Genomic DNA, 23,215 nt, shown 5'->3' with positions numbered 1-23,215 from the left:
GTGCTGACGGAAAGTCGCTCACCAAGCAGGATGAGCTGCTCTACAGTCTCGAGCATCCTACGTGGAACCGCATCTTCCACATCTATGACGCTATCAGGCTGGGCATCCCGATGAAGACCATCCAGAAGCTCACCCGGATCGACCGCTGGTTCCTCAACCAGATCGAAGACCTCGTGGAGCTGGAGAAACAGATCGAAAAATACGACATCGAGACGCTGCCGGCGGAGCTGATGCGCAAGGCGAAGGAGAAAGGTTATGCCGACCGCCAGATAGCCCACCTGCTGGAGTGTTACGAGAGCGAAGTGCACGAGAAACGCAAGAGCATGGGCATCCGCCGCGTCTACAAACTGGTGGATACGTGCGCTGCGGAGTTCGAAGCCAAAACACCATACTACTACTCAACTTTCGATACCGAGAACGAGTCGCAGGTTACTGACAAGAAAAAGATCGTGGTGCTGGGCTCCGGGCCTAACCGCATCGGCCAGGGCATCGAGTTCGATTACTCCTGTGTGCACGGCGTGCTCGCGGCCAAGGAATGTGGCTACGAGACCATCATGATCAACTGTAACCCCGAGACCGTTTCAACAGACTTCGATATTGCCAACAAGCTCTACTTCGAGCCGGTTTTCTGGGAACACATTTACGATATCATCCAGCACGAAAAACCCGAAGGTGTGATCGTGCAGCTCGGAGGTCAGACGGCCCTGAAGCTCGCGGAGAAACTTCACAAGCACGGCATCAAGATCATCGGTACTTCCTTTGAGGCCCTTGACCTGGCCGAAGACCGCGGGCAGTTCTCTACGCTGCTGAAAGACCACGGCATTCCTTATCCGGAGTTCGGTGTGGCCACCAATGCTGACGAAGCACTGGAGGTTTCGAAAACCATCGGCTTCCCGTTGTTGGTTCGTCCTTCGTATGTGTTGGGCGGCCAGAGCATGAAGATCGTGATCAACGAGCAGGAGCTTGAAGACCACATTCTCGATATCTGGAAACACCTTCCCGAGAACAAAGTGCTGCTCGATCACTTCCTCGATGGGGCCATTGAAGCAGAAGCCGACGCCATCTGTGATGGTGAAGACGTGTACATCATCGGCATCATGCAGCACATCGAACCGGCCGGTATCCACTCCGGTGACTCTTACGCCGTGTTGCCGCCGTACAACCTTGGCGACTTTGTGGTCAAGCAGATCGAGCACTATACGCACAAGATCGCACTGGCCCTGAAAACGGTAGGATTGATCAACATTCAGTTCGCCATCAAGAACGACAAGGTTTACATCATCGAAGCTAACCCGCGGGCATCACGCACGGTGCCCTTCATCTGCAAGGCTTATGACGAGCCTTATGTGAACTACGCCACCAAGGTGATGCTGGGTGAGAAGAAGGTGAAGGATTTCAAATTCTCACCTACCAAAAAAGGTTATGCCATCAAGGAGCCTGTGTTCTCGTTCAGCAAATTCCCTGACGTGAATAAGGAGCTCGGCCCCGAAATGAAGTCGACCGGTGAAGCGATCTATTTCATCGACGACCTGATGGATGATTATTTCCTGAAGATCTACTCGGAGCGGAATTTGTATTTGAGCAGGTAGTTTTGTTTCCCGCAGATTACGCCGATCGACGCTGATTAATACATTTTAATCTGCGTAAATCCGCGCGATCTGCGGGAATTGCATTTTGCCGTCATGGACTGACTATGAACCATGGACTTTCTCACTATTCATCGTAATTTTCCTCCATGCCATTTCTCTACATCATTGCAGGCTGCAACGGGGCTGGAAAAACCACAGCCTCTTATACGGTGCTTCCTGAAATGCTGGAGTGTAAGGAATTTGTAAATGCCGATGAGATCGCAAAAGGGCTCTCTCCCTTTCAGCCCGAGACCGTCGCTTTCGAGGCTGGCAGGATCATGCTGAACCGCATTCGCGAACTGTTGAAGGCTAACCTTTCTTTTGCCTTAGAAACTACGTTGTCGACAAAAAGTTATAGATCACTGATAAAGGAGGCGAAGCAAGGAGGTTACACAGTTGTTTTAATTTTCTTTTGGTTGGAGTCTATAACATTGGCAAAAGAAAGAGTCAGGCTCCGTGTAAAAAAAGGAGGACATAATATTCCGGATGATATTATTGAGAGGAGGTATCATCGTGGATTAGTAAATTTTTTCAAGATATATTCTGTCCTAAGCGATTTTTGGATTTTCTACGATAACTCCCGTGATATTCCGTCTGTTGTAGCAAATAACAATTTCGGGCTTTCGGTAGAAAATAATGATATTTGGACTAATTTGCTTAAGCATTATGAGTAACATCGAGTCACGTCAACTATTCGAAAAAATAACCAGCGGCGTTCAGCTAGCGGTGAAGCGCCTTATCGAACAAACCAAAAAAGAAGACGGCGAGCTGGTGATCTCCCGCAACGGCAAAGTAGTACGCGTTAAAGCCCGCGATTTATAATCGTCATCTGCGTTAATCCGCGCGATCTGCGGGAAATTGCATTCTTTACCACAATAAAACCGCCCTTTTTCCGTCTCTCACCCCAGCCACACTTTCGGTTGATTCATTGGTTAATTAATTTCTGAACCTCTACCTTTGTTTTTCGGTTTCTGTACTTAAAGGCACATTACCATGTTCAAGTTTCTCATTATCCTAGGCCTGATCCTGTATATCATTTATAAAATCGGTTCTATGTTCTTTCGCGCAGGGGCGGCTTCGCAGCAATTCCGCAACCAGCAGCAACAACGCAGAAACTTTGACGCCAACGGCAACCCCACCACCGAGAAACGAAAAAAAGGCTCCAACTTCAAAGGCGGCGAATACATCGACTACGAAGAGATCAAGTAATACCCTTGCCTTTCTAACTTTAAACTTCAAATCTTAAACTTTAAACGTTCGGCCTTGAAACTGCACTTCTTTAAATATCAGGCCACCGGCAACGACTTTGTGCTGATCGACAATCGTTCGGCCAGGCATACTTTCACCACCGAGCAGATCGAGAAGATCTGTCACCGCAAATTTGGTGTGGGTGCCGACGGGCTGATGCTCATCGAAAAGCATGCTTCCCTTGATTTTAACCTGGTTTATTATAACAGCGATGGTTCTCAAAGCCTTTGCGGCAATGGTAGCCGGGCAGCGGTAAGCCTGGCAGCGTCCCTGGGAATGCTGAATGGAAAAACCCAGTTCAACGCATACGATGGGGCACACGCCGCCGAATTACTGCCCGCCGGCATCGTGAAGTTGAAAATGAACGATGTGCAAAAGACGAGTAAAACAGGGGACGATTATTTCATCAACACCGGTTCTCCGCACCACATCCGGTTCGTTCAGAATGTCAGCCAGTACCCGGTGGTGGAAGAAGGCAGAAAGATCCGCTACAGCGATGCCTACAAACCGGCAGGCACAAATGTCAATTTCGTGGAGATCCTGCCTGACAATACCATCTTTGTGCGCACCTACGAAAGGGGTGTTGAAGACGAGACCCTGTCATGCGGTACCGGGGTGGTAGCCAGCGCCCTGGCCAGCGCCCTGAAGGGATTTTCATCACCGGTGAAGATCAAAACCCTGGGTGGCGACCTTTCCGTAGCCTTCACTTTCAGCCGCTCTGGTTCTTCTGTCAGCCAGGAAGGCACATTTCACGATATTTTTCTCATCGGACCTGCCAAATTGGTCTTCGAAGGCGACTTGGAACTGTAATTGTTCACTCTCAAATCGTAAAAAGAAATTAACTTTAGGCCCCTTTCGGGGCATTAAAACCTTTTACCTTTTCCGTTATTCGCAGAATAGTGGTTCATGGGCAAAATGGCTTTAAACGGGAACCTAGAAAACGAACTAACGGCTAACGATAACGATGTTAAAACTCATTGCCAAAATCTTTGGAACGAAATCCGAGAAAGATATCAAGCGGATCATGCCCCTGGTGGAGCAAAGCAAGCAGGAGCACGAGAAGCTCAAGTCCATATCACACGATGATCTTCGCGACGAAACACGCAAGATCCAGGATTTCATAAACCAGCAGCTGAAAAGCATCGACGACAACCTGGCTGCGCTTCATCAGCGGGTAGCTGACAACCCAGCGCTGGACATCAACGAAAAGGAATCAATTTTCTCCCAGATCGACAAGATCGAGGAGGAGCGCAACAAAGAGCTCGAAAAAGTGCTGATGAAGGTGCTTCCCAAAGCTTTTGCCATTGTGAGGGAAACCGCCCGCAGGTTCAAGGAAAACGAGTACCTGGAAGTTACCGCCCAGGATTTCGATCGGCAACTGGCCGCTACCCGCGACAACGTGAAGATCGTGGGCGACAAGGCACACTGGTTCAACAAATGGATGGCTGCCGGCAACATGATCACCTGGGATATGGTGCATTATGACGTTCAGCTGATCGGTGGTGCCGTACTGCACGAAGGAAAAGTTGCTGAAATGGCAACCGGTGAAGGTAAAACCCTGGTGGCTACGCTGCCGGCCTTCCTCAACGCCCTGGCCAAACGCGGTGTGCACATCGTGACGGTGAACAACTACCTGGCCACCCGCGACAGCGAGTGGATGGGGCCGATCTACCAGTTCCATGGCATCTCCGTGGATTGTATAGACAAGCATGAGCCCAACTCTGTGGCCAGGCGAAACGCTTACAAGGCTGATATCACTTACGGAACCAATAACGAATTCGGCTTCGATTACCTGCGCGACAACATGGCCCGCGACCCCGAAGAGCTCGTGCAGCGCGCCCACCATTACGCCATGGTCGACGAAGTTGACTCCGTGCTCATCGACGAGGCCCGTACGCCACTGATCATCTCAGGACCCGTGCCCCGTGGCGATGAACATGAGTTCTACGACCTGAAGCCCCGCATCTTCAAGCTGGTGGAAGCCCAGAAGAAAGTGGTGAATGAATACCTGAACACCGCCCGCAAGCTGATCGGTGAAGGAAACGAAAAAGAAGGAGGCCTGCCCCTGTTCCGCGCCCACCGCGCCATGCCCAAGCACAAGCCCCTCATCAAATACCTCAGTGAGACGGGCATCAAGGCTGTGCTGCAGAAAACAGAGAACTTCTACCTGCAGGACAACAAACGCAACATGCCGGAAGCTGACAAGCCGTTGTATTTCGTGATCGACGAAAAAGACAACAGCGTTGAGCTCACAGAAAAAGGTATCGACCTCATCACAGGTGAAGGAGAAGATCCGAAATTCTTCATCCTGCCGGAGATCGGTACAGAGATCAGCAAGATCGAGCACGACAGCTCGCTTGACGATAACCAGAAATTCGAGAAGAAAGAGGAGCTCATCCGCGAGTACCAGGTGAAGTCGCAGCGCATTCACAGCGTGAACCAGCTGCTGAAAGCTTATACGCTCTTTGAAAAAGATACAGAATACATCATCGTTGACGGCAAAGTAAAGATCGTTGACGAGCAGACCGGTCGTGTGCTGGAAGGCCGCCGTTATTCAGACGGTTTGCACCAGGCCATCGAGGCGAAAGAAAATGTGAAGGTGGAAGATGCAACACAGACCTACGCAACCATCACCCTTCAGAACTATTTCCGCATGTATCACAAGCTGGCCGGTATGACCGGTACGGCAGAGACGGAAGCCGGTGAGTTGTGGGACATCTATAAGCTCGATGTGGTGGTGATCCCTACCAACAAGCCCGCGGTCAGAAAAGATTACGATGACCTCGTATATAAAACGGTGCGTGAGAAGTTCAACGCTGTGATCGAAGAGATCGTGAAGCTCACGCAGGAGGGAAGGCCTGTGCTGGTGGGTACCACTTCCGTGGAAATTTCAGAATTGGTGAGCCGCCTGTTGCAGCTGAGAAAGATCAAGCACCAGGTGCTCAACGCCAAGCAGCACCAGCGTGAAGCGGAGATCGTTGCAGAAGCCGGTAAGCCGGGGACTGTGACCATTGCTACGAACATGGCCGGTCGTGGAACCGATATCAAGCTTACACCAGAGTCACGTGCTGCGGGTGGCCTTGCCATCATCGGTACGGAGCGTCACGAATCAAGAAGGGTAGACCGTCAGTTGCGTGGCCGTTCAGGTCGCCAGGGTGACCCCGGAACTTCACAGTTCTATGTGTCGCTGGAAGACAACCTCATGCGTTTGTTCATGCCTGAGCGCATCGCCCGTTTTATGGACAAGCTTGGATTGAAGGAAGGTGAAGTGATCCAGCACTCGATGGTGACCAGCTCGATAGAACGCGCCCAGAAGAAAGTGGAGGAGAACAACTTCGGCATCCGTAAACGCCTGCTGGAATACGACAACGTGATGAACTCACAGCGCGAGGTGATCTATAAGCGCCGCAAGAACGCCCTGTTCGGCGAGCGCCTCGAGCTCGACATCCTCACCATGATGTACGACACCTCCGAAGACATGGTGGTCAACGCCAAAAATGCCAACGACTACGAGAGTCTGCGGCTGAATGCCCTGAGCACCTTCGGGCTCGACTACGAGATCTCGAAAGAGCAGTTCGAAAAGCTCGACCAGGGCAAGCTTACGGAAGACCTCTACGAGAAAGCACTCGATCACTATCACAGGAAGAACAAAATGGTGGCTTCCAAAGCCATGCCTGTGGTGCGTGAGATCCACAAGACCCGTGGCGCCACCATCGAAAATATCCTCGTACCTTTCACAGACGGCACGAAGAACATCGGTGTTGCAGCCAACCTCGAGAAGAGCGTCGCTACCAACAACGCCGAGCTTGTCAAGGCCATGGAGAAGATGATCACCCTGGCCATCATCGATCAGCAGTGGAAAGAGCACTTGCGTGAGATGGACGACCTGAAGCAATCGGTGCAAACTGCGGTCTATGAACAGAAAGATCCGTTGCTCATCTACAAGTTCGAAGGCTTTGAGCTCTTCAAACGGTTTATTGCCAAGGTGAACGAAGATACCATCTCGTTCCTGATGAAGGCCGACATCCCGGTGCAGGAACCGGAGCAGGTTCAGGAAGCCAGAACACAGCGCAGGGCAAGGCTGAGCGAGCAGAAAGAAGAGTCACGGTCACTGCTCAGCGGTGGCGGAGGCCCCGGTGCCGCACAGCCCCAGCAGAACCGCCCGCCGCAAGAGAAAGTGATGCCTGTAAAATCGGAAAAAGTAGCCGGACGAAACGACAAAGTAAGCGTTCAGTATCCTGACGGAAGAGTGCTGCGAGACGTTAAATACAAAAAGGTTGAAGACGATATCAAGAACAACCGTTGTATCATCATAGAGTAGTAGCAGACGGTATGAATTTTTTGCCGCTACAGGTATTTTTGAAACTTAAGCTTAATACTATGCGATTCGTTATTCTGATCTTTGGTGTGTTGTTTCTGGCAGGTTGTAAGGTGGCTACCACCACAACGGGGAGCAGCACCACTACCGGAGGCAAATATTCGGAAGACCTCTCAGTGTTGCGCACCAAGGCAGTAACGCCGGCCGATACATCAAAGCTCACAACACCAACGAAGCCCACGGATGCCAAACGCGACCCTTCACGTTATGTGGAAGCAAGGCACGCCGTGAACGGTTCACTGGACGCCGTGCTCGACAGCATTGACCGCATCAACCTGAAGAACGGATTCGTAGACGGCTTTACCATTCAGCTCTATTCCGGTATCAGGCGCGAAGAAGCACTCGACGTGAAGAAGCAGGTGCTCACCTCACTGCCCGATCTCGACGCCGATGTACAGTTCGTTCAACCCAATTTCAGGGTAAGGGCCGGCAAGTACATCAACCGCTTCGAGGCCCAGAAAGATTATATGGCGGTGAAGAAGTATTTCCCCAACGCCATTATTATTCCGGAGAGAGTACCAATCAGGTAGGGCTTGTGTCCCGCAGATTGCGCGGATTCTCGCAGAAATTCATTTGAGTAACTATCTGCGTCGATCAGCGTGATCTGCGGGAAATGCATTTTAAAACTTCCCAAATTTTAAAGTCAGGTCTAACGAAGCTCCACTGAGATCATCATCGCTCAGGCCTTGCGCTTCACTTCCGAAGGCAGCGCGGTATGAGATGCCGGGGCTGAACCTCATCCAGCGAAACACATTGATCTCAAGACTTAGGCCGGGCTCTGTAACGAAGAACCAGTTGGTGTCGTGCGGATAATCTTCAAATTGATCCCAGTTGTCATCATCCCAATCTTTGCGCATGTATTGCACGGTAAAACCGGCGCCGTTCATCACGCGGAATGAAAGATGGATGGCCTTTTCTGACCAAAGCGTATACTCCGTCATCAATCCGAACTGACCGTATTGGTAGCTCATGTCAACACCAGGCACGGTGCTGTGCTCGGGCGCAACGGGGATGTTATTGGTAACTGCGGCACCACTTACCCCCAGCAGGAACCGGTGGTTGATGTACCAGCCGCCGTAGATCTGCGCCATGTTGGCGTATTCGCCATTTATTTTTGTGAACTTGTTGGTGAGGGCTCCATAGCCACCGGATGCGTGATGGCCGCCTTTGAACAGCGTACTGATCTGATACTCCTGGTCCTGCCCGAAACAGAGGCTTACGGAGAACATCAGAATGAAGAGGATGAGGAGTTTAAATCTTATGCTCATGGCCATATTTTTTGAGTTGTTTGCTATGAGACAACCGATGCGGAACATACCCCTATTGCACGTGAAAAAAGTTCTTAACCTTCACGCAGTGTCCTGTTTAGCAAAAATTACCCGTTTTATCTTAGGCTGAATTTTATCACTTTTAATTGTCGCAACTCAAAAGCGTTTCATGATATTCTACCGAGCCACTCACCCTGCTGTTATAGTCGTCACATTCCTGTGCCTGCTTGCCTGCCGGGAAAGAAAAACAGATCACAAGGCCATCGACCGGCATGCGTTGGTAACCCGGCACAACGTTTCGCTGAGCATGCCTGATACACTCGGTGCGCTCTCGGTAGGCAACGGCGAGTTTGCCTTCACGGCGGATGTCAGCGGACTGCAGACTTTCTATGAAGATTATGAGAACGGTATTTCATTGGGTACGCAGACACAGTGGGCGTGGCACAGCCTTCCTTCGCATACAAAATATACACTGGATGATGTTGCTGTCGATTATGAATCGTGCGATGGATCGAAAGCGCCGTACGCAGTTCAGCATAAAGAGGGCAGGGCGGGTGATGCAACAGAATATCTTCGCGCCAATCCACATCGCCTTCACCTGGGCCTGGTGCGTTTGCTCATCGAAAAAAATAATGGTGAGCAAGTTAAGCTCTCGGACCTCCATAACATTCAACAGCAGCTTGACCTGTGGTCAGGAAAGATCGAAAGCAGTTACGAGGTGGAGGGCCATCCCGTAAAGGTGATTCTCTACGCGCACCAGCAGGAAGACAGGATCGCCGCACGCATCGAGTCGCCACTCATCGCCGCAGGACGCCTGAAAGTGACACTGGATTTTCCTTATGGGAAAGATTGTCACGTTTGCCCGGGATATGATTGGCAGAGTCCGGATAAACATAAATCGGTGCTCAAGGATGTCTCAGCACAAAAAGCATCGATCACCAGAACGCTCGACAGCACACAGTACTTTGTTCACGCCGGTTGGGATCATGGCGAGATCAGGGAAGCGAAGCCACATCACTTTGAGCTTGTTCCGTCACAGCAAAAAGATGCGTTCGAGTTCACGGTACTGTTCAGCCGGCAGGCAAATAATTCCGGATCAGATTTCAAAACCACCGAGCAAAGCAGCTTGCAGGGATGGAAAGATTTCTGGACACGAGGTGGTGTTATAGACTTCTCGGCTTGTACCGATCCACGTGCAAAAGAGCTTGAGCGAAGGGTTGTGCTCTCACAATACCTTACTAAGATCCAGTGTGCAGGCTCGCTTCCGCCGCAGGAAACAGGACTCACCATGAACAGCTGGTTTGGAAAATTCCACCTCGAAATGCACTGGTGGCACGCCGCACATTTTGCCCTGTGGAACAGAGCCGATTTGCTTGAAAAGAGTATGCCCTGGTACAATGCAGTGAGGGCTGAGGCACAACATACCGCGCAGTGGCAAGGTTATGAAGGAGCACGCTGGCAGAAGATGACTGATCCTTACGGGAAGGAGAGTCCTTCGGGTGTAGGTGCCTTCATCATCTGGCAGCAGCCACATCCGATCTATTTTGCGGAGCTTCTCTATCGCCACACACCTGACCGCGCAACGCTCGATAAATACAAAGACCTTGTGTTCAACACGGCTGATTTTATGGTGTCGTTTCTGCGGATGAAGGATGGGAAATATCACCTATGCCACCCGTTGATCCCTGCGCAGGAGATCTTCAAGGCCGCGGAAACGGATGATCCCGCTTATGAGCTTCAGTACTGGTACTACGGCATCGGTGTAGCCCAGGAGTGGCGCCGGCGGTTGGGCATGGAAGAGAACCAACAATGGAACGAAGTGCTGAAGAACCTCGCGCCGTTGCAGGTCGACAACCACAATTTCTATCTGCCCAATGCAACAACACCCAGCGCTTATACAGACGATCAGTATCGCAGGGATCATCCTGCCGTGCTGGGCGCTTATGGATTTCTTCCGCTGAATGAGCGGTTAGACACTGCGGTGATGAACAACACACTGACAGAGATCCTGCGTGAATGGCAATGGCAGACAACCTGGGGTTGGGATTACCCGCTCGTCGCCATGACTGCTGCGCGCCTCAACAAACCCGAGCTTGCGTTGCAGGCGCTGTTCATGGACGTGCAGAAGAACACTTACCTGGTGAACGGACACAATTACCAGGACAATCGCCTGCGCCTGTACCTTCCCGGAAACGGAGGATTGCTGGCGGCGGTGGCCATGATGGCGGCGGGGTGGGATGGCAACACCCTACCGGAGCCCGGCTTCCCGAAGAACGGTCAGTGGAATGTGCGGTGGGAAGGATTAAAACCTATGCCCTAAACCGAATTGCGGTTGATGAAGCTGAAAACATTTTTCACTTCTTCTTTTTTCTTTTTCAGGATCATGTAGGCTGCCGTCTCGCCCATTACCTGAAAATCTGTGGAGATCACGGTGATGCCCAGCAGGTCTTTCAGCGGCGTATCATTGTAAGAGATGATGCCGATGTCTTCGCCGAGTGTGAGCTTCTTATCGCGAACCTGCCTGACGAGACTCACCAGGTCGGCTTCTTCGATGGTAATGTAAACGTCACGGGGCCGAAGCTCCATATCGTGATAGATCTCGTCGAGCACCTCGAAGTCGAAATTGAAATCCGTACAAAAATTCTGGAAGCCCTGCAGTATTTCCTGCGGATAGGGATACATGGTCTTGCGGGGATATACGAGGATGATCTTCTTGTATCGCTTCAGCCGTTCATGGCCCTCTTTCAGCGCCTCGTAAATATCCATCTTGAAGTCCTGGAATACGGAGGCCACGTTGCGCTTCAGCTCCGGCAGCGGATTATCCATGATGAGCAGCTTATCTTCCGGAATTTTTCGCAAAGCTTCCAGCACTTCGGTATTATGGCTGTGGTGTAAAAGGTTGTCGTCTTTGAAGTGAGGCATCACCACATAGTGATCGTAACGCCCCATGTTCTCGTTCAGGATGTTCAACAATATTTTGGGATCGCAATGGTAGATGTTGAGGTCCACCTTGGCATTGTTGCCCATGCTGTTGACAAATGAGTTGAAGATCCTCAGCTTGTAGGAGCTGAGCTTGTTGAGCAGGAACAGCACATTGATCTTCGACGGAAGAACAGTGCGGGCAATGTAATAACCTTTTCCCTTTGCCGACACGATGATCTGTTTTTCCTTCAGGTAGTTGTAAGCTTTCTCTACCGTATCGCGCGAAAGGTAATATTCTTCACTGATCTCGTTGATGGATGGAATACGCTGACCGATGGGAAGAACACCACGTTCGATATCTTCAATGATCGAGTTTACGATCTGGCGGTACTTCGGAATGCGTGACTCGCTGTCAATACGTATTTGCTTCAAATATTCCATTTGCTGATCTGACATGGGCTCGGGCTCAAGGTATAACATGCAATCTATAATATATTTTTCTTTTGCAAACGATGCAGCGACCAGTTCTCCGCATTTTTGAAAATCATAAATTCGTACTGCTGCTGCTGGTGACAAGCGGTGATTTCCTGGTATCGCTAAAAGATCTGGATCAAAAACCTCTGGAACTGCCTGCTGTTGAACAGGGCAAAAAATGGATGCATGGGGGTGCTTTGCCGGAAGCAGTCCTGGAATCTGTTGCGCAAAAAAATGGCATTAAAAAGTGTATAAAATACCCTTAAAAAGGCCCGGTTCCATAAAAAAAGCCAGTATAGTGCAGGATGGCGCGCTGCTTTTCTGATAAAGTGGTTGACAAAATGCAATCGGTTGCGCATTTTACATATCAATTGATCCTTTAGTCCACCAACTACCCTGAACTATGAAAAACGAGAGCACCCTTACGAGAAGAAGTTTTATCGCCACCGGCACAGCACTTGCCGGCGCCATGATGATGGATCCGCTCCAGGTTCAATCACAAAGTATGATGGCCGACAGCAAAAAACGGATCGCCATCGTCGGCACCGGAAGCCGTGCATTGGGCATGTGGTCTAAAGATGTGCAACAATCTTATCCCGACAAGGTAGCGTTTGTGGGGCTGTGCGATATCAACCCCGGCCGCGTGGAATACTTCAAGAAAGCAGCCGGCTTTAACTGCCCCACCTTCACCGACTTTGAGAAGATGATGAAGGAAGTGAAACCGGATACGCTCATCGTCACCACCGTAGACGCTACCCATCATCAATACATCATCCGCGGCATGGAGCTGGGTGCCAACATCATCACAGAAAAACCCATGACCACCGATGAACAGAAATGTGAAGCGATATTGCAGGCAGAGAAGAAAACCGGAAAGAAAGTTACCGTTACCTTCAACTACCGCTACTCGCCTCACCGCGCCAAACTCTACGAGCTGCTGAGAAGTGGTGCCATCGGCGATCTCACATCCGTGGATTTTCACTGGTACCTCGATACAAGCCATGGCGCAGATTATTTCAGGCGCTGGCACAGGCTGAAGGAAAAAGGTGGAAGCCTCTGGGTGCACAAGGCTACACACCATTTCGACCTGCTGAACTGGTGGATCGAATCGGACCCATCCGAAGTTTTTGCCACGGGCACGCTTGACTTCTATGGCAAGAACAATGCATTCCGCGATACCAACTGCCGTCCCTGCCCGCATAAAGACAAGTGCAACTTTTACTTCGACATCACCAAGCGCCAGTCTTATATGGACCTGTACGTTGCCCACGAAAAACATGACGGCTACCTGCGCGATGGCTGCGTGTGGAAAGAAGATATCAACATCTATGATAAAATGGCAGCCACCATCCGTTACGCCAACGGTGTGCAGGTGAGCTATTCACTCACTACCTACTCGCCTTACGAAGGTTACCGGATAGCCTTCAACGGAACGAAGGGCAGACTCGACGCATGGATAGAAGAAAGCAATCCCATCGAAGAAAAAAATTACGACGAGATCGTCCTCAGCCAGAATTTCGGCAAGCGTGAGTTCATCCGCGTACCCCATGGCACCAGCGGTCACGGCGGCGGCGACAGGCTTTTAAAAGATAAGATCTTCGGCGGTGTGGTGGAAGATCCGCTGCACCAGTCTGCCAGCGTGAGAGATGGCGCGCTCTCTATTCTTGTAGGCATCGCAGCACGCAACAGCTGTGAGACCGGCAAGCCTGTCAGGATCTCGGAGCTCACCAGCATTCAGCCGGGTGAGAAAAGACAATTTGTAAACGGATAACCCATATGAAAAAAATACTTCTATTCATCTTCATCGCCATGGCTGCAAGGCATCTTTCGGCACAGAACCAGGTTACACTGCAGGCCGACTCCGGAAAAGTGATCATCAACAAGCACATCTACGGGCATTTCTCCGAGCACCTTGGCAAATGTATCTACGGTGGATTTTATGTAGGTGAGGGCAACACCAAGATCCCCCATACCAAAGGTGTTCGCAACGATGTGGTGGACGCGCTGAAAAAGCTGAAGATCCCCAACCTTCGCTGGCCCGGTGGATGTTTTGCCGACACCTATCACTGGAAAGACGGCATCGGCCCCAAGAACAAAAGACCAACGATCGTGAACACCTGGTGGGGTGGCGTAACGGAAGATAACAGCTTCGGCACGCACGACTTTCTGGATATGTGCGAGCTGCTGGGCGCGGAGCCCTACCTGTCTGGCAACGTAGGAAGCGGCACCGTTCAGGAATTGAGCGATTGGGTGCAATATGTAAGCTTCGATGGCATCAGCCCGATGTCGAAGCTGAGGAAAGAGAATGGAAGAGAGAAGCCGTGGACCGTCAGGTTCTGGGGCATCGGAAACGAAGCGTGGGGCTGTGGTGGCAACATGCGCCCTGAATATTACGCCAACATCTACAGGCAGTACGCAACGTTCATGACCGGCTGGGATAACAACAACAAGATCTTCAGGATCGCCTCTGGTGCCAACTCGTCGGACTACAACTGGACTGAAGTATTGATGCGTGATATTCCGCACAACATGCTCGAGGGCGTGGGCGTTCACCACTACTCCGTGATCGACTGGAGCAAAAAAGGTTCTGCTTCCGAATTCTCTGAACAGCAGTACTTCACCACCATGCAACGCGCCTTGAAAATGGAAGAGCTGGTGACCAAACACGCAGCCATCATGGATAAGTACGATCCGAAAAAACGTGTCGCCATGGTGGTGGACGAGTGGGGCGGATGGTATGACGTGGAGCCCGGCACGAATCCCGGTTTCCTCTATCAGCAGAACACCATGCGCGATGCCATGATCGCCGGCGTTACGCTGAACATTTTTAACAACCATGCCGACCGTGTGCGCATGGCAAACCTCGCGCAAACCATCAACGTGCTGCAGGCTGTCATTCTCACTAACGACGAAAAGATCCTGCTCACACCCACCTATCACGTGATGGAAATGTACAATGTGCACCAGGATGCCACACTGCTTCCCGTGAAGATCAAAACAAATGATTACACGCTCAATGGTGAAAAACTCCCCGCTGTTTCTGTTTCTGCTTCACGCGATAAGAACGGTGTTACGCACATCTCGCTGGTAAACATCGACGGCAAGAATGTGCAGGATGTAACCATCGACATCAAAGGTGCCAAGTATACAGCGGTCACTGGCAGGGTGCTGTCGTCGCCGAAGATCCAGGACCACAATACTTTTGAGAGTCCTGATAAAGTGAAACCTGCAGTTTTTAAAGGAGCTACGTTAAGCACCGGCAAGCTCAGTGTTAAAGTGCCGGCGTTCTCTGTGGTGGTTCTGGAGCTGAAGTAATGCATCGGTCTCGCGTAAAGGCGCAAGGATTTTTTAGGATGGAATCCATAAATTTTTCCTAAATTTCTTTGCGCCTCACCGTGAGGCATTAACCAGAACCTGATACGATCATGAGAATTAAATTTACCCTTGCGCTCCTGCTGAGCTTCTCCATTACTTATGCTCAAAAAGTAATTCCGCTTTATCCTGGCAAGGCGCCGGGTTCCGAGCGCTGGACCTGGAAAGAAAAGGAGATGTATTCCGATATCTGGCAGACGCAGGTGGTGTACAACGTTTCTGAACCCACACTAACCGTATACCCTGCACCTCCGGCCACGGCCAACGGAACTTCTGTGATCATTGCGCCCGGCGGAGGTTTCGCGGCGTTATCCATCAACAGCGAAGGCATCGACGTGGCCAAGTGGCTGAACACAAAAGGCGTGACCGCCTTTGTGCTGAAGTACAGGCTCAATCACACCAACTCCGAAGATCCGGTGAAGGAGCTGATGGGCATCGACCGCAAGAAACGTGATGAAGACAACGCCAAACTTATTCCGATGGCTGTTGCCGATGGGCGAGAGGCTGTGAAATACGTGAGGGCCCATGCTTCGGAGTTTGGCATCGATCCGGGCCGTATTGGACTCATGGGATTTTCTGCGGGAGGAACCGTGGCGGCGGGCACAGCATTCACCTACACGGCAGAGAGCCGTCCTGATTTTGTTGCTCCTGTTTATGCCTATACCGGCACACTGAAAGAGAACACTGTTCCTGCGGATGCGCCACCCATTTTTCTCGTGGCCGCCACGGATGATCAGCTGGAACTTGCGCCACATAGCGTGGAGCTTTACAACAAGTGGATGGCGGCGGGCAAACCCGCGGAGCTGCACATGTATACCAAAGGAGGCCACGGCTTTGGTATGCGCCGGCAATACCTGCCTTCCGATACGTGGATCGATCGTTTCGGCGACTGGCTCGAAGTGCAGGGCTTGCTGATCAAGTCGAGCCAGGGCAACCAACAGAATAAAGCAACACCCCAGCAGATGATACAACGCAAGCGTGAGTCGGAAGAGCGGTTTCGCAATGACTGGGCGAACCTGAAACGTTACCAGGGTGAGAACAAAAAACTTCAGCCGCCGGCACCCAATGAAAACCGTGTGGTGTTCATGGGCAACTCCATCACCGAAGGCTGGAAGAGAACCGACTCAAGTTTCTTCTATAAGAAACCTTATGTATGCCGCGGCATCAGTGGGCAGACCACGCCGCAGATGCTGATCCGTTTTCGTCAGGATGTGATCGACCTCAAGCCTAAAGTGGTGGTGATCCTGGCAGGCATCAATGACATTGCGCAGAACACCGGCCCCATGACCCTCGAAGAAACCATGGGCAACATTGCGTCCATGGCAGCACTGGCTAAATCAAATGGCATCAAAGTGGTATTGAGCTCCGTGCTGCCCGCCTACGACTTTCCCTGGAGGCCCGGTCTCGAGCCCGCAGAAAAAGTGATCACGCTCAACAAGATGATCAAGGAACACGCGGCGAAGAACGGTTACGTGTACCTCGATTATTTCACCGCCATGGTCGATGATCGCAAAGGTATGAAGAAAGAATATGCCTACGATGAAGTTCACCCCACGCTGGCCGGATACAAAGTGATGGCACCGCTTGCCGAGAAGGCGATAGCGGAGGCGTTGAAGAAGTAGTCGTCAGACCACTGCGCGCCTGGCCTTGCGCGTTGTCAGTGGTCCGACGACTATAACCCCCAACCCTTTGAGGGCTTTTCACGAGGTAGAATCTTATTCAGTTTATTCGCCACGTGCAAAACCCTCAAAGGGTTAAAAAGGACTTCCATTCGAAGGATTGTTCTCACTGCGGAATCATTCCAACACATGAAACAACCACTCGCCATACTGGTCATCGTCCGGATTGAAATCCTTATCGATGGTAAATGTCCGCGATAACATCTCAACGCTTTCGAAATCTTGAATTGCCAGATTCCTGTAAAGTGAGCGATTCTTGCTTTTAGAATAACCGCTCACTTGTATGCACACAAGTACCAGATCCTTATTCTTCGAATGATGCACGCCATGAGGATTGACGATCCTGTCTTCAGGCTCCCCTTTTTTATGCAGCTTACAGACCTTTCGCTCTGTACATGCTCGCCGTAATATTTCAATGATCGCTTCTGTGGTCATGGCCGCTGATAGTTTATGTTCTCATACAACCTGTACAATTTCCTTGCCTTTCATGGTAAGCCGGCCGAAGGGTTTCAGCATGTGTCCTTTTGTTTTTGCGAACGCCTCGAACGTGTCTGCCTGATCGGGGTCAACGGCAATGAGCAGTCCACCGCTGGTCTGCGGGTCGGCGAGTATGGCTTTCTGACTGTCAGTGAGCGTGCTGATCTTGTGCCCATAGCTGTCAAGGTTTCGGGTGGTGCCGCCGGGCATGCTCTTCTGCTGGATGTATTGGTCGAGAAAATCGAACACAGGAACTTTGCTGAATTCGAGTGTAGCCGAAAGGTTGCTGCCTTCGCACATCTCGCACAGGTGGCCGAGCAATCCGAAGCCGGTTACGTCGGTCATGGCGCTTACGTAGGGGAGTTTTCCTACCTCGGCACCGAAGGCGTTCAGTGTTAGCATGGTGTCGGTAGCTTTTTTCAAATGTTCGTCTTTCACGATGCCTTTTTTCTGGGCGGTGGTGACGATCCCAATGCCGAGTGGTTTGGTGAGGTAAAGGAGCGCTCCTTCCCTGGCGGTATCATTGCGTTTGAGATTTTCTTTTTTCAGTTTCCCCGTAACAGCCAGTCCGAATACGGGTTCAGGGCAATCGATGCTGTGACCACCTGCCAACGGTATGCCTGCCCTACGACAGACGTCGCGGCTTCCTTCCAGCACACCTTGGGCCACCTCCGCCGGGATCTTGTTGATGGGCCAACCGAGAATAGCAATGGCCATCAACGGTTCGCCGCCCATAGCGTAAACATCGCTGATCGCGTTTACAGAGGCGATGGCCCCGAACGTGAACGGATCGTCTACGATGGGCATAAAAAAGTCTGTGGTGCTCACAATGCAGGTGCCATCACCAAGATCGAATACGGCTGCATCGTCTTTGGATTCATTGCCTACCAGCAAGGAAGAAAAATTACCTTTCGGAGAATTGGAATGAAGGATCTTGTCAAGCACGGCCGGTGAGATCTTGCAGCCGCAGCCGGCGCCATGGCTGTATTGTGTCAGTTTAATTTGCTCCATGTGCGTAAATTTATCAACTTAACGGTTGCTACAAAGGCCCTTCCGTCTATGGCTGACAAAAAAATACCAGGAATCCATAATTATTGTGACCGCTGGTGTGAGCGTTGCGCCTTCGGCAGCCGTTGCGCTGTGTATGAGAATGAAAGCGGTGCCTCTCCCGAACAGAAAGACATTATCAACAAAGCTTTTTGGGAAAGGCTCTCCGAGAATTTTTCAAAAGCCCACAAGCTGCTGGAACAGGCCGCATCCCAATACGGTGTAAACCTGAGCTCGCTGGCCAAAGAAGTGGAACATGCACAGGAGAACGAAGCGCGCATCCGCAAAGAAAGCCAGAACCATCCCCTGAGCAAGCTGAGCTGGAACTATAGTGAAGCGTCGCGCCTCTGGCTCAAATCACAACCGGGCATGATCAAAATGCTGGAGCAGCTCAGCGACAACCTTACCCTCGGTGTTGAATCCGTGGATGCCGCGAGAGAAAAAACAGTGGTCATCAAAGATTGCCTTGCGGTGATCCAGTGGTACCAGGCCTTTATTCACCTCAAGCTCATGCGGGCCATTATGGGCAAGCTGAAGGGTGATGAAGTCGAGACGGAAGAAGATCAGCGCGATTATGATGGCTCCGCCAAGATCGGCATCATCGCCATTGAACGGTCTATCCAGGCATGGGTAAAATTATTCGAGCTGCTGCCTGATCAGGAAGACGAGTTTCTCAAGCTGCTGGCCATGCTCGAAAAAATGAAAACCATGGCAAAGACGGAGTTTCCCGCGGCAGAGCGTTTTAAACGGCCGGGGTTTGACGATTAGCCTTTGATCACAGCTGCCTTGCCGGCAACCGATAATATCTCAGCAGCAAATTCCGAAGCATCCTTTCCATCCCAGCTCATTTTGTATTGGATACGCTTTTGTTTTTTATCCATACCGTTGGTATAAGCCTTGTCGTAATAAGCGAGCAGGACCTCGATGGTTGCCGCCATATCGCCTTGCAGCAACTTTTCTCTCGCAGTGTTGAAATGCTGGCCGCCAAGTTTTTTAGTGATCTTTTCCATCGCCGCCAGAAATTGCATTTTATCTGCCGGTCCATATTCATTCACCAGCCGGCCAACACGAACATCTTTTGCTACTTCTACTTCAACAATGGAACTGGCACTCATGGTGCGCCACAAGGCTTCAGGAAGAAAGATCTTTCCTACCGCGATGGATTCATCCTCGATCCAGATCGTGCGGCTCAGGTCAAGCTTTAAGATCTCCTCGAAGAGCTCGTTCTGAAATTGTTCTGTTGTAGGCTGCGGCGGAAGCATCAATCCACCGAACACGGAGCCCTTGTGGCTTGCCAGCTTCTCAAGGTCGATCACCTGCTCGCCTTTTGCCGCCAGCGCGCGTAAGATCTCGGTTTTACCACTTCCCGTGTTGCCACTCACCACCATAAATCTGAACGGCAACCCGAACGACTCGAGCGCTTTCTGACGGTAGGCCTTGTATCCACCTTTGAGCTGGTACGTTCTGAGCCTGGCCATGTCTGCAAAATGACAGAAGTTGCCCGACCGCATACCACCACGCCAGCAATGCACCAACAGCTCTCTTTCGCGTGCTACACTTTCGGCTTCGTTCACAATGTCTATGATGCGGGGTCCTACCAGGCGGAAACCGGTTTTAATTGCCTCAAGCTGTCCTTTCTGTTTGTAGTCGGTGCCCACAGCAACGCGTTCGGCATTGTTGAGAATGGGGATGTTCGCAGCCCCGCGGATATGGCCTTCTGCATACTCTTTTTCAGAGCGCACATCCACTACAGGCAGCCTGTTGCGGAGCTCAAAAAAATCCGTGATATCGATTGTCACAACACGAAGGTACTAATCCGAGAAGTTAACAGCAATGTTGGTAGCGATGCCGATGCGGAAACCAGTATCTATATACTTGCCGTTGCGGAATGAGGCTGCGGCCTCGAGCCGGAAGATGCGCAGGATGCCGTCGATGGAATAACCGAGCTCTGTGTAGTTATGCGATGTGGGTGTCGCCAGGTAATTCACAAAGATGTTCTCCCGGATGCCAGCCATGCGCACGTAGGGAATGGTGCTCACGAGCAATTTCCGGAACCGGTAATGAACGCTGCCCACAAAATACTTGTCGGCAGTGCTGTATTGATAATAATCCAGCAGGCGGAAGCTTCCCACAGGGTCGCTGGTGATGAAAGGTGTGCGGTTGCCGAGAAAGTGTTTGTAATCCATGAAATACACTTTGTTCGCATTCACAAACATGCCGCCACGAAACGAAAGATCGACGCGGCCCCTGGCGCCCATCTTGAACTCGTGCTTCATGCCCAGCTCGAGGTGATCGAAATCAACATCGCTTTCGGAGTTCTTCAGGCCTTTCCTGTAATCGAAAGTGAGCGTTGGTGATGAGTTTGGAATCGCATACTTGAAACCATTGCGGATCCTGTATTTCAGCCACGGCCGTGCAGAGATGCCTATGGCCCCGATAATAGCAGGATGGTTGGCAAAACCAGTGTTTCCCAGCGATGTTCCGGTATCTGGTGCTTCATCGTTCGCGGGCCGGTTGGGTGTATAACCTTCGATCTTGTTGTTGTTGATCAGCTTGTAGTTTGAATTATTGAAGAGCTCCTTTCGCTGGCTCGCCCACGTCCATTGGGTGGTAACGGTTACAAAAGGATTCAGCACCCTGCGGTACCGAACATCGAGGTAATCGCGCTCGTAGATCTTCATGAGGTTCTTTTCCAGCAGCAGCGTGGTGAACGTGTTGACGAGTGGCAGAATGGGATGATCCTGGTTGTATTGCTCCACGTATCTTCCTTTTTCAATTTCCAGCCGGTATTTTTTGTTCGATACCCTGAACGTTGCGTACCCGAGCAGCTTCTCGCGCTCAAACGAATAACGCAGCACCGGCGTAATGCTCAGCCTGGTTCTGTTGGTGTCTTTCAGAACGGTTCCCACAGCTACCTTATAGATGATGTTCCAGCCTTCTACGGTATTGAATCCACCGGTAGGTGTGTAGATCCTGAAGTTCGAACGTTTACCGATCTTGTAATGATCGCCCAGCAGAATATCCCACGGCTGAAAACCTTTGTGCTTGGATTGCTTCAGTGTATCGCCTTCTTCCTTGGCGCGTTCGATGGCCGCGATGCTGTCGGCTTTTTCGTAACCTTTCACTTCTTCCCGCGTAAGCGGTATTGGTCTGATGGTGGCCCAGTACGACGAGTCCTTTTTGTAGGCACCGCTGTCGATCTTGAAAGTGTTCTCTGAAATTACTTCGGGGGCTTTCTGTTCCTTGCGTTCTTCTTTCTCGTATTCCTTAACTATGCTCTTCAGCTCCTTGCGTGTGATCTCTTCACCCGAAGCGAGCCGCTGCTGAAGCTGTTTGGTATTGTCTTCCGTTTTCTGCTTCTTCGCCTGCTTTTTCAGCGTCTGTTGTTTTTTCTCCACTTCCTTCGCCAGCGCTTTGTCTTTCTTTTCATCGATCACCTCCATCTTCTCAACATAGAGCTTGGGATTCAGCGCGATCTTGTAATTGCTCACGGTAGCCAGGTAGTTGTATTCAAACTCGAAGCCGAGGATCTTTCCGTCGATCTTGAATTTGTGCGATACCGGCAACCAGGCTTTGTCTTCAATAGGAGCGCACATCAGCTTGATGAAGACATTGATGCCGAGCTTTACGGTGTGGATGTCGAGGCTGTGAATGCTCCACGAGTCTTCCACGATGTAGATCATGCCGTCGATCACGTTATCGCCCTCCGAGCGGGGAATGACCTTGATGCGGCTCACGTCATAATCGCGGTCCTTGAACGTGCCGTGGTATTCGAACTTGTAATAAGAAAATGCTTTGGGCGAAAGGGGAGAGATGGTCTCGGCAACCTCGGGCTCGTAGAAGCTGCCGAAGATGTAGGGGTTAGGCGACGTGTTGTTGTCTTTGCCGTCGCTGCGGATGGAGATCACCTTTTCGTCGAACTTGTTGGGCCGGGTGAATTTGATGTCGCTCACCGATTCTGAAATGTAGACCCTTCCTTTTTCGATGCCTTCTTTCTGCAGTTGTTTTTTGGCCAGCCACGGATAGTCTTTCAGCTTGCCGGCGCCTTTGATGTATACACGGGCAGAGTAGCTATCGAGCAGGTTACGGTGGTAGTTCGCTTTCGCGATGGCTTTGCGCATGATGCTGTAGGCCGGGTCTTCATCGTCGGCATTCACCTCTACGGACTGCAGCACGATATCCTGCGAAACGAGTGTGATGTTCAGCTCGGTGAAACTCTCTTTGACGTCAACCACCCTCACTTCCGTTTTGCGGCCCAGGTGCTGGAACACCAGCTCGTAACGTCCTGGTGCAAGCTGGATCTCGTATTGACCTTCTTCGTTGGCGGTGGTGCCGGAGCCGAGCTGCTTGACGAAGATGGTGGCGAATGAAAGTGCGCTTCCGTCATCGGCCTTGATCGTGCCTTTGATACCGCCCTGTTGTGCCTGCAAAAGCCCCGGGATGAGTAAGAACAGAACCAGTATAAAAATGGAATGTAGAGGTGCCTTCAAATGGATCGGTATTTTTTAGTGGAGGTAAAAACCCCGGGTCCGGATCATTTCTTCCACCGGGTCGGGAACCAGATAACGCACTGATTGGCCTTTTCTGATGCAGTTCCTGATAAAAGTAGCGGAAATATCCAGTAGCGGAGCTTCAACCATGGTAACGTTAGGATGCTGTTTTAGTTCGTAAAGTTGCGCGGCCGGCCGTGGATATACATATGTCTCTTATACAAATCTGAGG

At 51.1% G+C, this 23,215-nt stretch carries 19 protein-coding genes; 13 read left to right on the top strand and 6 right to left on the bottom strand.

Annotated elements, in window-relative coordinates:
* The 7 genes from carB to KK083_RS30990 all read left to right on the top strand — a co-directional run.
* Nucleotides 1-1,589 (top strand): carbamoyl-phosphate synthase large subunit (gene carB / locus KK083_RS31020; protein WP_254170048.1); only part of this gene is annotated, 1,589 nt, incomplete at its 5' end.
* Between the two features lie 146 nt (nucleotides 1,590-1,735).
* Nucleotides 1,736-2,302 carry an ATPase gene (locus KK083_RS31015; protein ID WP_254170047.1) on the top strand — a complete coding sequence of 189 codons (567 nt, stop codon included), beginning with the start codon at nucleotides 1,736-1,738 and terminating at the stop codon, nucleotides 2,300-2,302.
* Nucleotides 2,295-2,450 (top strand): DUF8506 family protein, encoded by a 156-nt coding sequence (locus tag KK083_RS31010; RefSeq protein WP_254170046.1) that lies wholly within the window; start codon nucleotides 2,295-2,297, stop codon nucleotides 2,448-2,450. Before KK083_RS31015 ends, KK083_RS31010 begins: the two co-directional genes overlap by 8 nt.
* A gap of 171 nt (nucleotides 2,451-2,621) precedes the next feature.
* On the top strand, nucleotides 2,622-2,837 hold the full coding sequence (locus tag KK083_RS31005; RefSeq protein WP_254170045.1) for a hypothetical protein: 216 nt from the start codon (nucleotides 2,622-2,624) through the stop codon (nucleotides 2,835-2,837).
* Between the two features lie 54 nt (nucleotides 2,838-2,891).
* Nucleotides 2,892-3,686, top strand: coding sequence for a diaminopimelate epimerase (dapF, locus tag KK083_RS31000; protein ID WP_254170044.1), 795 nt, complete (start codon nucleotides 2,892-2,894; stop codon nucleotides 3,684-3,686).
* Between the two features lie 154 nt (nucleotides 3,687-3,840).
* Complete coding sequence (gene secA / locus KK083_RS30995; RefSeq protein WP_254170043.1) at nucleotides 3,841-7,197, top strand: preprotein translocase subunit SecA; 3,357 nt, start codon at nucleotides 3,841-3,843, stop codon at nucleotides 7,195-7,197.
* A gap of 59 nt (nucleotides 7,198-7,256) precedes the next feature.
* Complete coding sequence (locus KK083_RS30990) at nucleotides 7,257-7,784, top strand: DUF1801 domain-containing protein (RefSeq protein ID WP_254170042.1); 528 nt, start codon at nucleotides 7,257-7,259, stop codon at nucleotides 7,782-7,784.
* A 90-nt stretch (nucleotides 7,785-7,874) separates the two neighbouring features.
* On the opposite strand, the gene KK083_RS30985 is transcribed toward KK083_RS30990, so the two are convergent.
* On the bottom strand, nucleotides 7,875-8,522 hold the full coding sequence (locus KK083_RS30985) for a hypothetical protein (RefSeq protein WP_254170041.1): 648 nt from the start codon (nucleotides 8,520-8,522) through the stop codon (nucleotides 7,875-7,877).
* Nucleotides 8,523-8,691: 169 nt separating this feature from the next.
* Between KK083_RS30985 and KK083_RS30980 the strand changes: the two genes are divergently transcribed.
* Nucleotides 8,692-10,842: a hypothetical protein gene (locus KK083_RS30980; protein WP_254170040.1), complete on the top strand. Its 2,151-nt coding sequence runs from the start codon at nucleotides 8,692-8,694 to the stop codon at nucleotides 10,840-10,842.
* Here KK083_RS30980 and KK083_RS30975 read toward each other — a convergent pair.
* Nucleotides 10,839-11,924, bottom strand: a complete 1,086-nt coding sequence (locus KK083_RS30975; RefSeq protein ID WP_254170039.1) for a GntR family transcriptional regulator — start codon at nucleotides 11,922-11,924, stop codon at nucleotides 10,839-10,841. The genes KK083_RS30980 and KK083_RS30975 overlap by 4 nt on opposite strands.
* Nucleotides 11,925-11,947: 23 nt before the next feature.
* Between KK083_RS30975 and KK083_RS30970 the strand changes: the two genes are divergently transcribed.
* The 4 genes from KK083_RS30970 (at nucleotide 11,948) to KK083_RS30955 (ending at nucleotide 16,912) form a co-directional block, all read left to right on the top strand.
* Nucleotides 11,948-12,184 carry a hypothetical protein gene (locus KK083_RS30970; protein ID WP_254170038.1) on the top strand — a complete coding sequence of 79 codons (237 nt, stop codon included), beginning with the start codon at nucleotides 11,948-11,950 and terminating at the stop codon, nucleotides 12,182-12,184.
* 137 nt (nucleotides 12,185-12,321) lie between these two features.
* Complete coding sequence (locus KK083_RS30965; RefSeq protein WP_254170037.1) at nucleotides 12,322-13,689, top strand: Gfo/Idh/MocA family protein; 1,368 nt, start codon at nucleotides 12,322-12,324, stop codon at nucleotides 13,687-13,689.
* Between the two features lie 5 nt (nucleotides 13,690-13,694).
* The gene (locus tag KK083_RS30960; protein WP_254170036.1) at nucleotides 13,695-15,233 is read left to right on the top strand and encodes an alpha-N-arabinofuranosidase; all 1,539 of its coding nucleotides are present in this window, start codon (nucleotides 13,695-13,697) and stop codon (nucleotides 15,231-15,233) included.
* A gap of 110 nt (nucleotides 15,234-15,343) precedes the next feature.
* Nucleotides 15,344-16,912, top strand: a complete 1,569-nt coding sequence (locus KK083_RS30955) for a GDSL-type esterase/lipase family protein (RefSeq protein ID WP_254170035.1) — start codon at nucleotides 15,344-15,346, stop codon at nucleotides 16,910-16,912.
* 174 nt (nucleotides 16,913-17,086) lie between these two features.
* Here KK083_RS30955 and KK083_RS30950 read toward each other — a convergent pair whose 3' ends face one another.
* Together KK083_RS30950 and selD are read right to left on the bottom strand one after the other, a co-directional pair.
* Nucleotides 17,087-17,404 carry a WYL domain-containing protein gene (locus KK083_RS30950; RefSeq protein WP_254170034.1) on the bottom strand — a complete coding sequence of 106 codons (318 nt, stop codon included), beginning with the start codon at nucleotides 17,402-17,404 and terminating at the stop codon, nucleotides 17,087-17,089.
* Nucleotides 17,405-17,425: 21 nt separating this feature from the next.
* Nucleotides 17,426-18,457, bottom strand: coding sequence for a selenide, water dikinase SelD (gene selD / locus KK083_RS30945; RefSeq protein WP_254170033.1), 1,032 nt, complete (start codon nucleotides 18,455-18,457; stop codon nucleotides 17,426-17,428).
* 48 nt (nucleotides 18,458-18,505) lie between these two features.
* Between selD and KK083_RS30940 the strand changes: the two genes are divergently transcribed.
* Nucleotides 18,506-19,261, top strand: coding sequence for a hypothetical protein (locus tag KK083_RS30940; RefSeq protein ID WP_254170032.1), 756 nt, complete (start codon nucleotides 18,506-18,508; stop codon nucleotides 19,259-19,261).
* Here the strand turns inward: KK083_RS30940 and mnmH are convergent.
* Complete coding sequence (mnmH, locus tag KK083_RS30935; protein ID WP_254170031.1) at nucleotides 19,258-20,292, bottom strand: tRNA 2-selenouridine(34) synthase MnmH; 1,035 nt, start codon at nucleotides 20,290-20,292, stop codon at nucleotides 19,258-19,260. The genes KK083_RS30940 and mnmH overlap by 4 nt on opposite strands.
* A gap of 12 nt (nucleotides 20,293-20,304) precedes the next feature.
* Complete coding sequence (locus tag KK083_RS30930; RefSeq protein ID WP_254170030.1) at nucleotides 20,305-22,983, bottom strand: DUF5686 and carboxypeptidase regulatory-like domain-containing protein; 2,679 nt, start codon at nucleotides 22,981-22,983, stop codon at nucleotides 20,305-20,307.
* Between the last annotated feature and the right edge of the window lie 232 nt (nucleotides 22,984-23,215).

This window comes from Chryseosolibacter histidinae, assembly GCF_018598225.1.
GTDB classification, from domain to species: Bacteria; Bacteroidota; Bacteroidia; order Cytophagales; family Cyclobacteriaceae; genus Chryseosolibacter; species Chryseosolibacter histidini.
Note: the sequence above shows the minus strand (reverse complement) of the source record. Positions and strands in the feature narration are given on the sequence as shown.

Excerpts from the sequence above, each read along its gene's own strand:
- KK083_RS31015 (WP_254170047.1), top strand. The coding sequence starts at position 1,736 with ATGCCATTTCTCTACATCATTGCAGGCTGCAACGGGGCTGGAAAAACC.
- KK083_RS31010 (WP_254170046.1), top strand. The coding sequence starts at position 2,295 with ATGAGTAACATCGAGTCACGTCAACTATTCGAAAAAATAACCAGCGGC.
- KK083_RS31005 (WP_254170045.1), top strand. The coding sequence starts at position 2,622 with ATGTTCAAGTTTCTCATTATCCTAGGCCTGATCCTGTATATCATTTAT.
- secA (WP_254170043.1), top strand. The coding sequence starts at position 3,841 with ATGTTAAAACTCATTGCCAAAATCTTTGGAACGAAATCCGAGAAAGAT.
- KK083_RS30990 (WP_254170042.1), top strand. The coding sequence starts at position 7,257 with ATGCGATTCGTTATTCTGATCTTTGGTGTGTTGTTTCTGGCAGGTTGT.
- KK083_RS30985 (WP_254170041.1), bottom strand. The coding sequence starts at position 8,522 with ATGAGCATAAGATTTAAACTCCTCATCCTCTTCATTCTGATGTTCTCC.
- KK083_RS30980 (WP_254170040.1), top strand. The coding sequence starts at position 8,692 with ATGATATTCTACCGAGCCACTCACCCTGCTGTTATAGTCGTCACATTC.
- KK083_RS30975 (WP_254170039.1), bottom strand. The coding sequence starts at position 11,924 with ATGTTATACCTTGAGCCCGAGCCCATGTCAGATCAGCAAATGGAATAT.
- KK083_RS30965 (WP_254170037.1), top strand. The coding sequence starts at position 12,322 with ATGAAAAACGAGAGCACCCTTACGAGAAGAAGTTTTATCGCCACCGGC.
- KK083_RS30960 (WP_254170036.1), top strand. The coding sequence starts at position 13,695 with ATGAAAAAAATACTTCTATTCATCTTCATCGCCATGGCTGCAAGGCAT.
- KK083_RS30955 (WP_254170035.1), top strand. The coding sequence starts at position 15,344 with ATGAGAATTAAATTTACCCTTGCGCTCCTGCTGAGCTTCTCCATTACT.
- KK083_RS30950 (WP_254170034.1), bottom strand. The coding sequence starts at position 17,404 with ATGACCACAGAAGCGATCATTGAAATATTACGGCGAGCATGTACAGAG.
- selD (WP_254170033.1), bottom strand. The coding sequence starts at position 18,457 with ATGGAGCAAATTAAACTGACACAATACAGCCATGGCGCCGGCTGCGGC.
- KK083_RS30940 (WP_254170032.1), top strand. The coding sequence starts at position 18,506 with ATGGCTGACAAAAAAATACCAGGAATCCATAATTATTGTGACCGCTGG.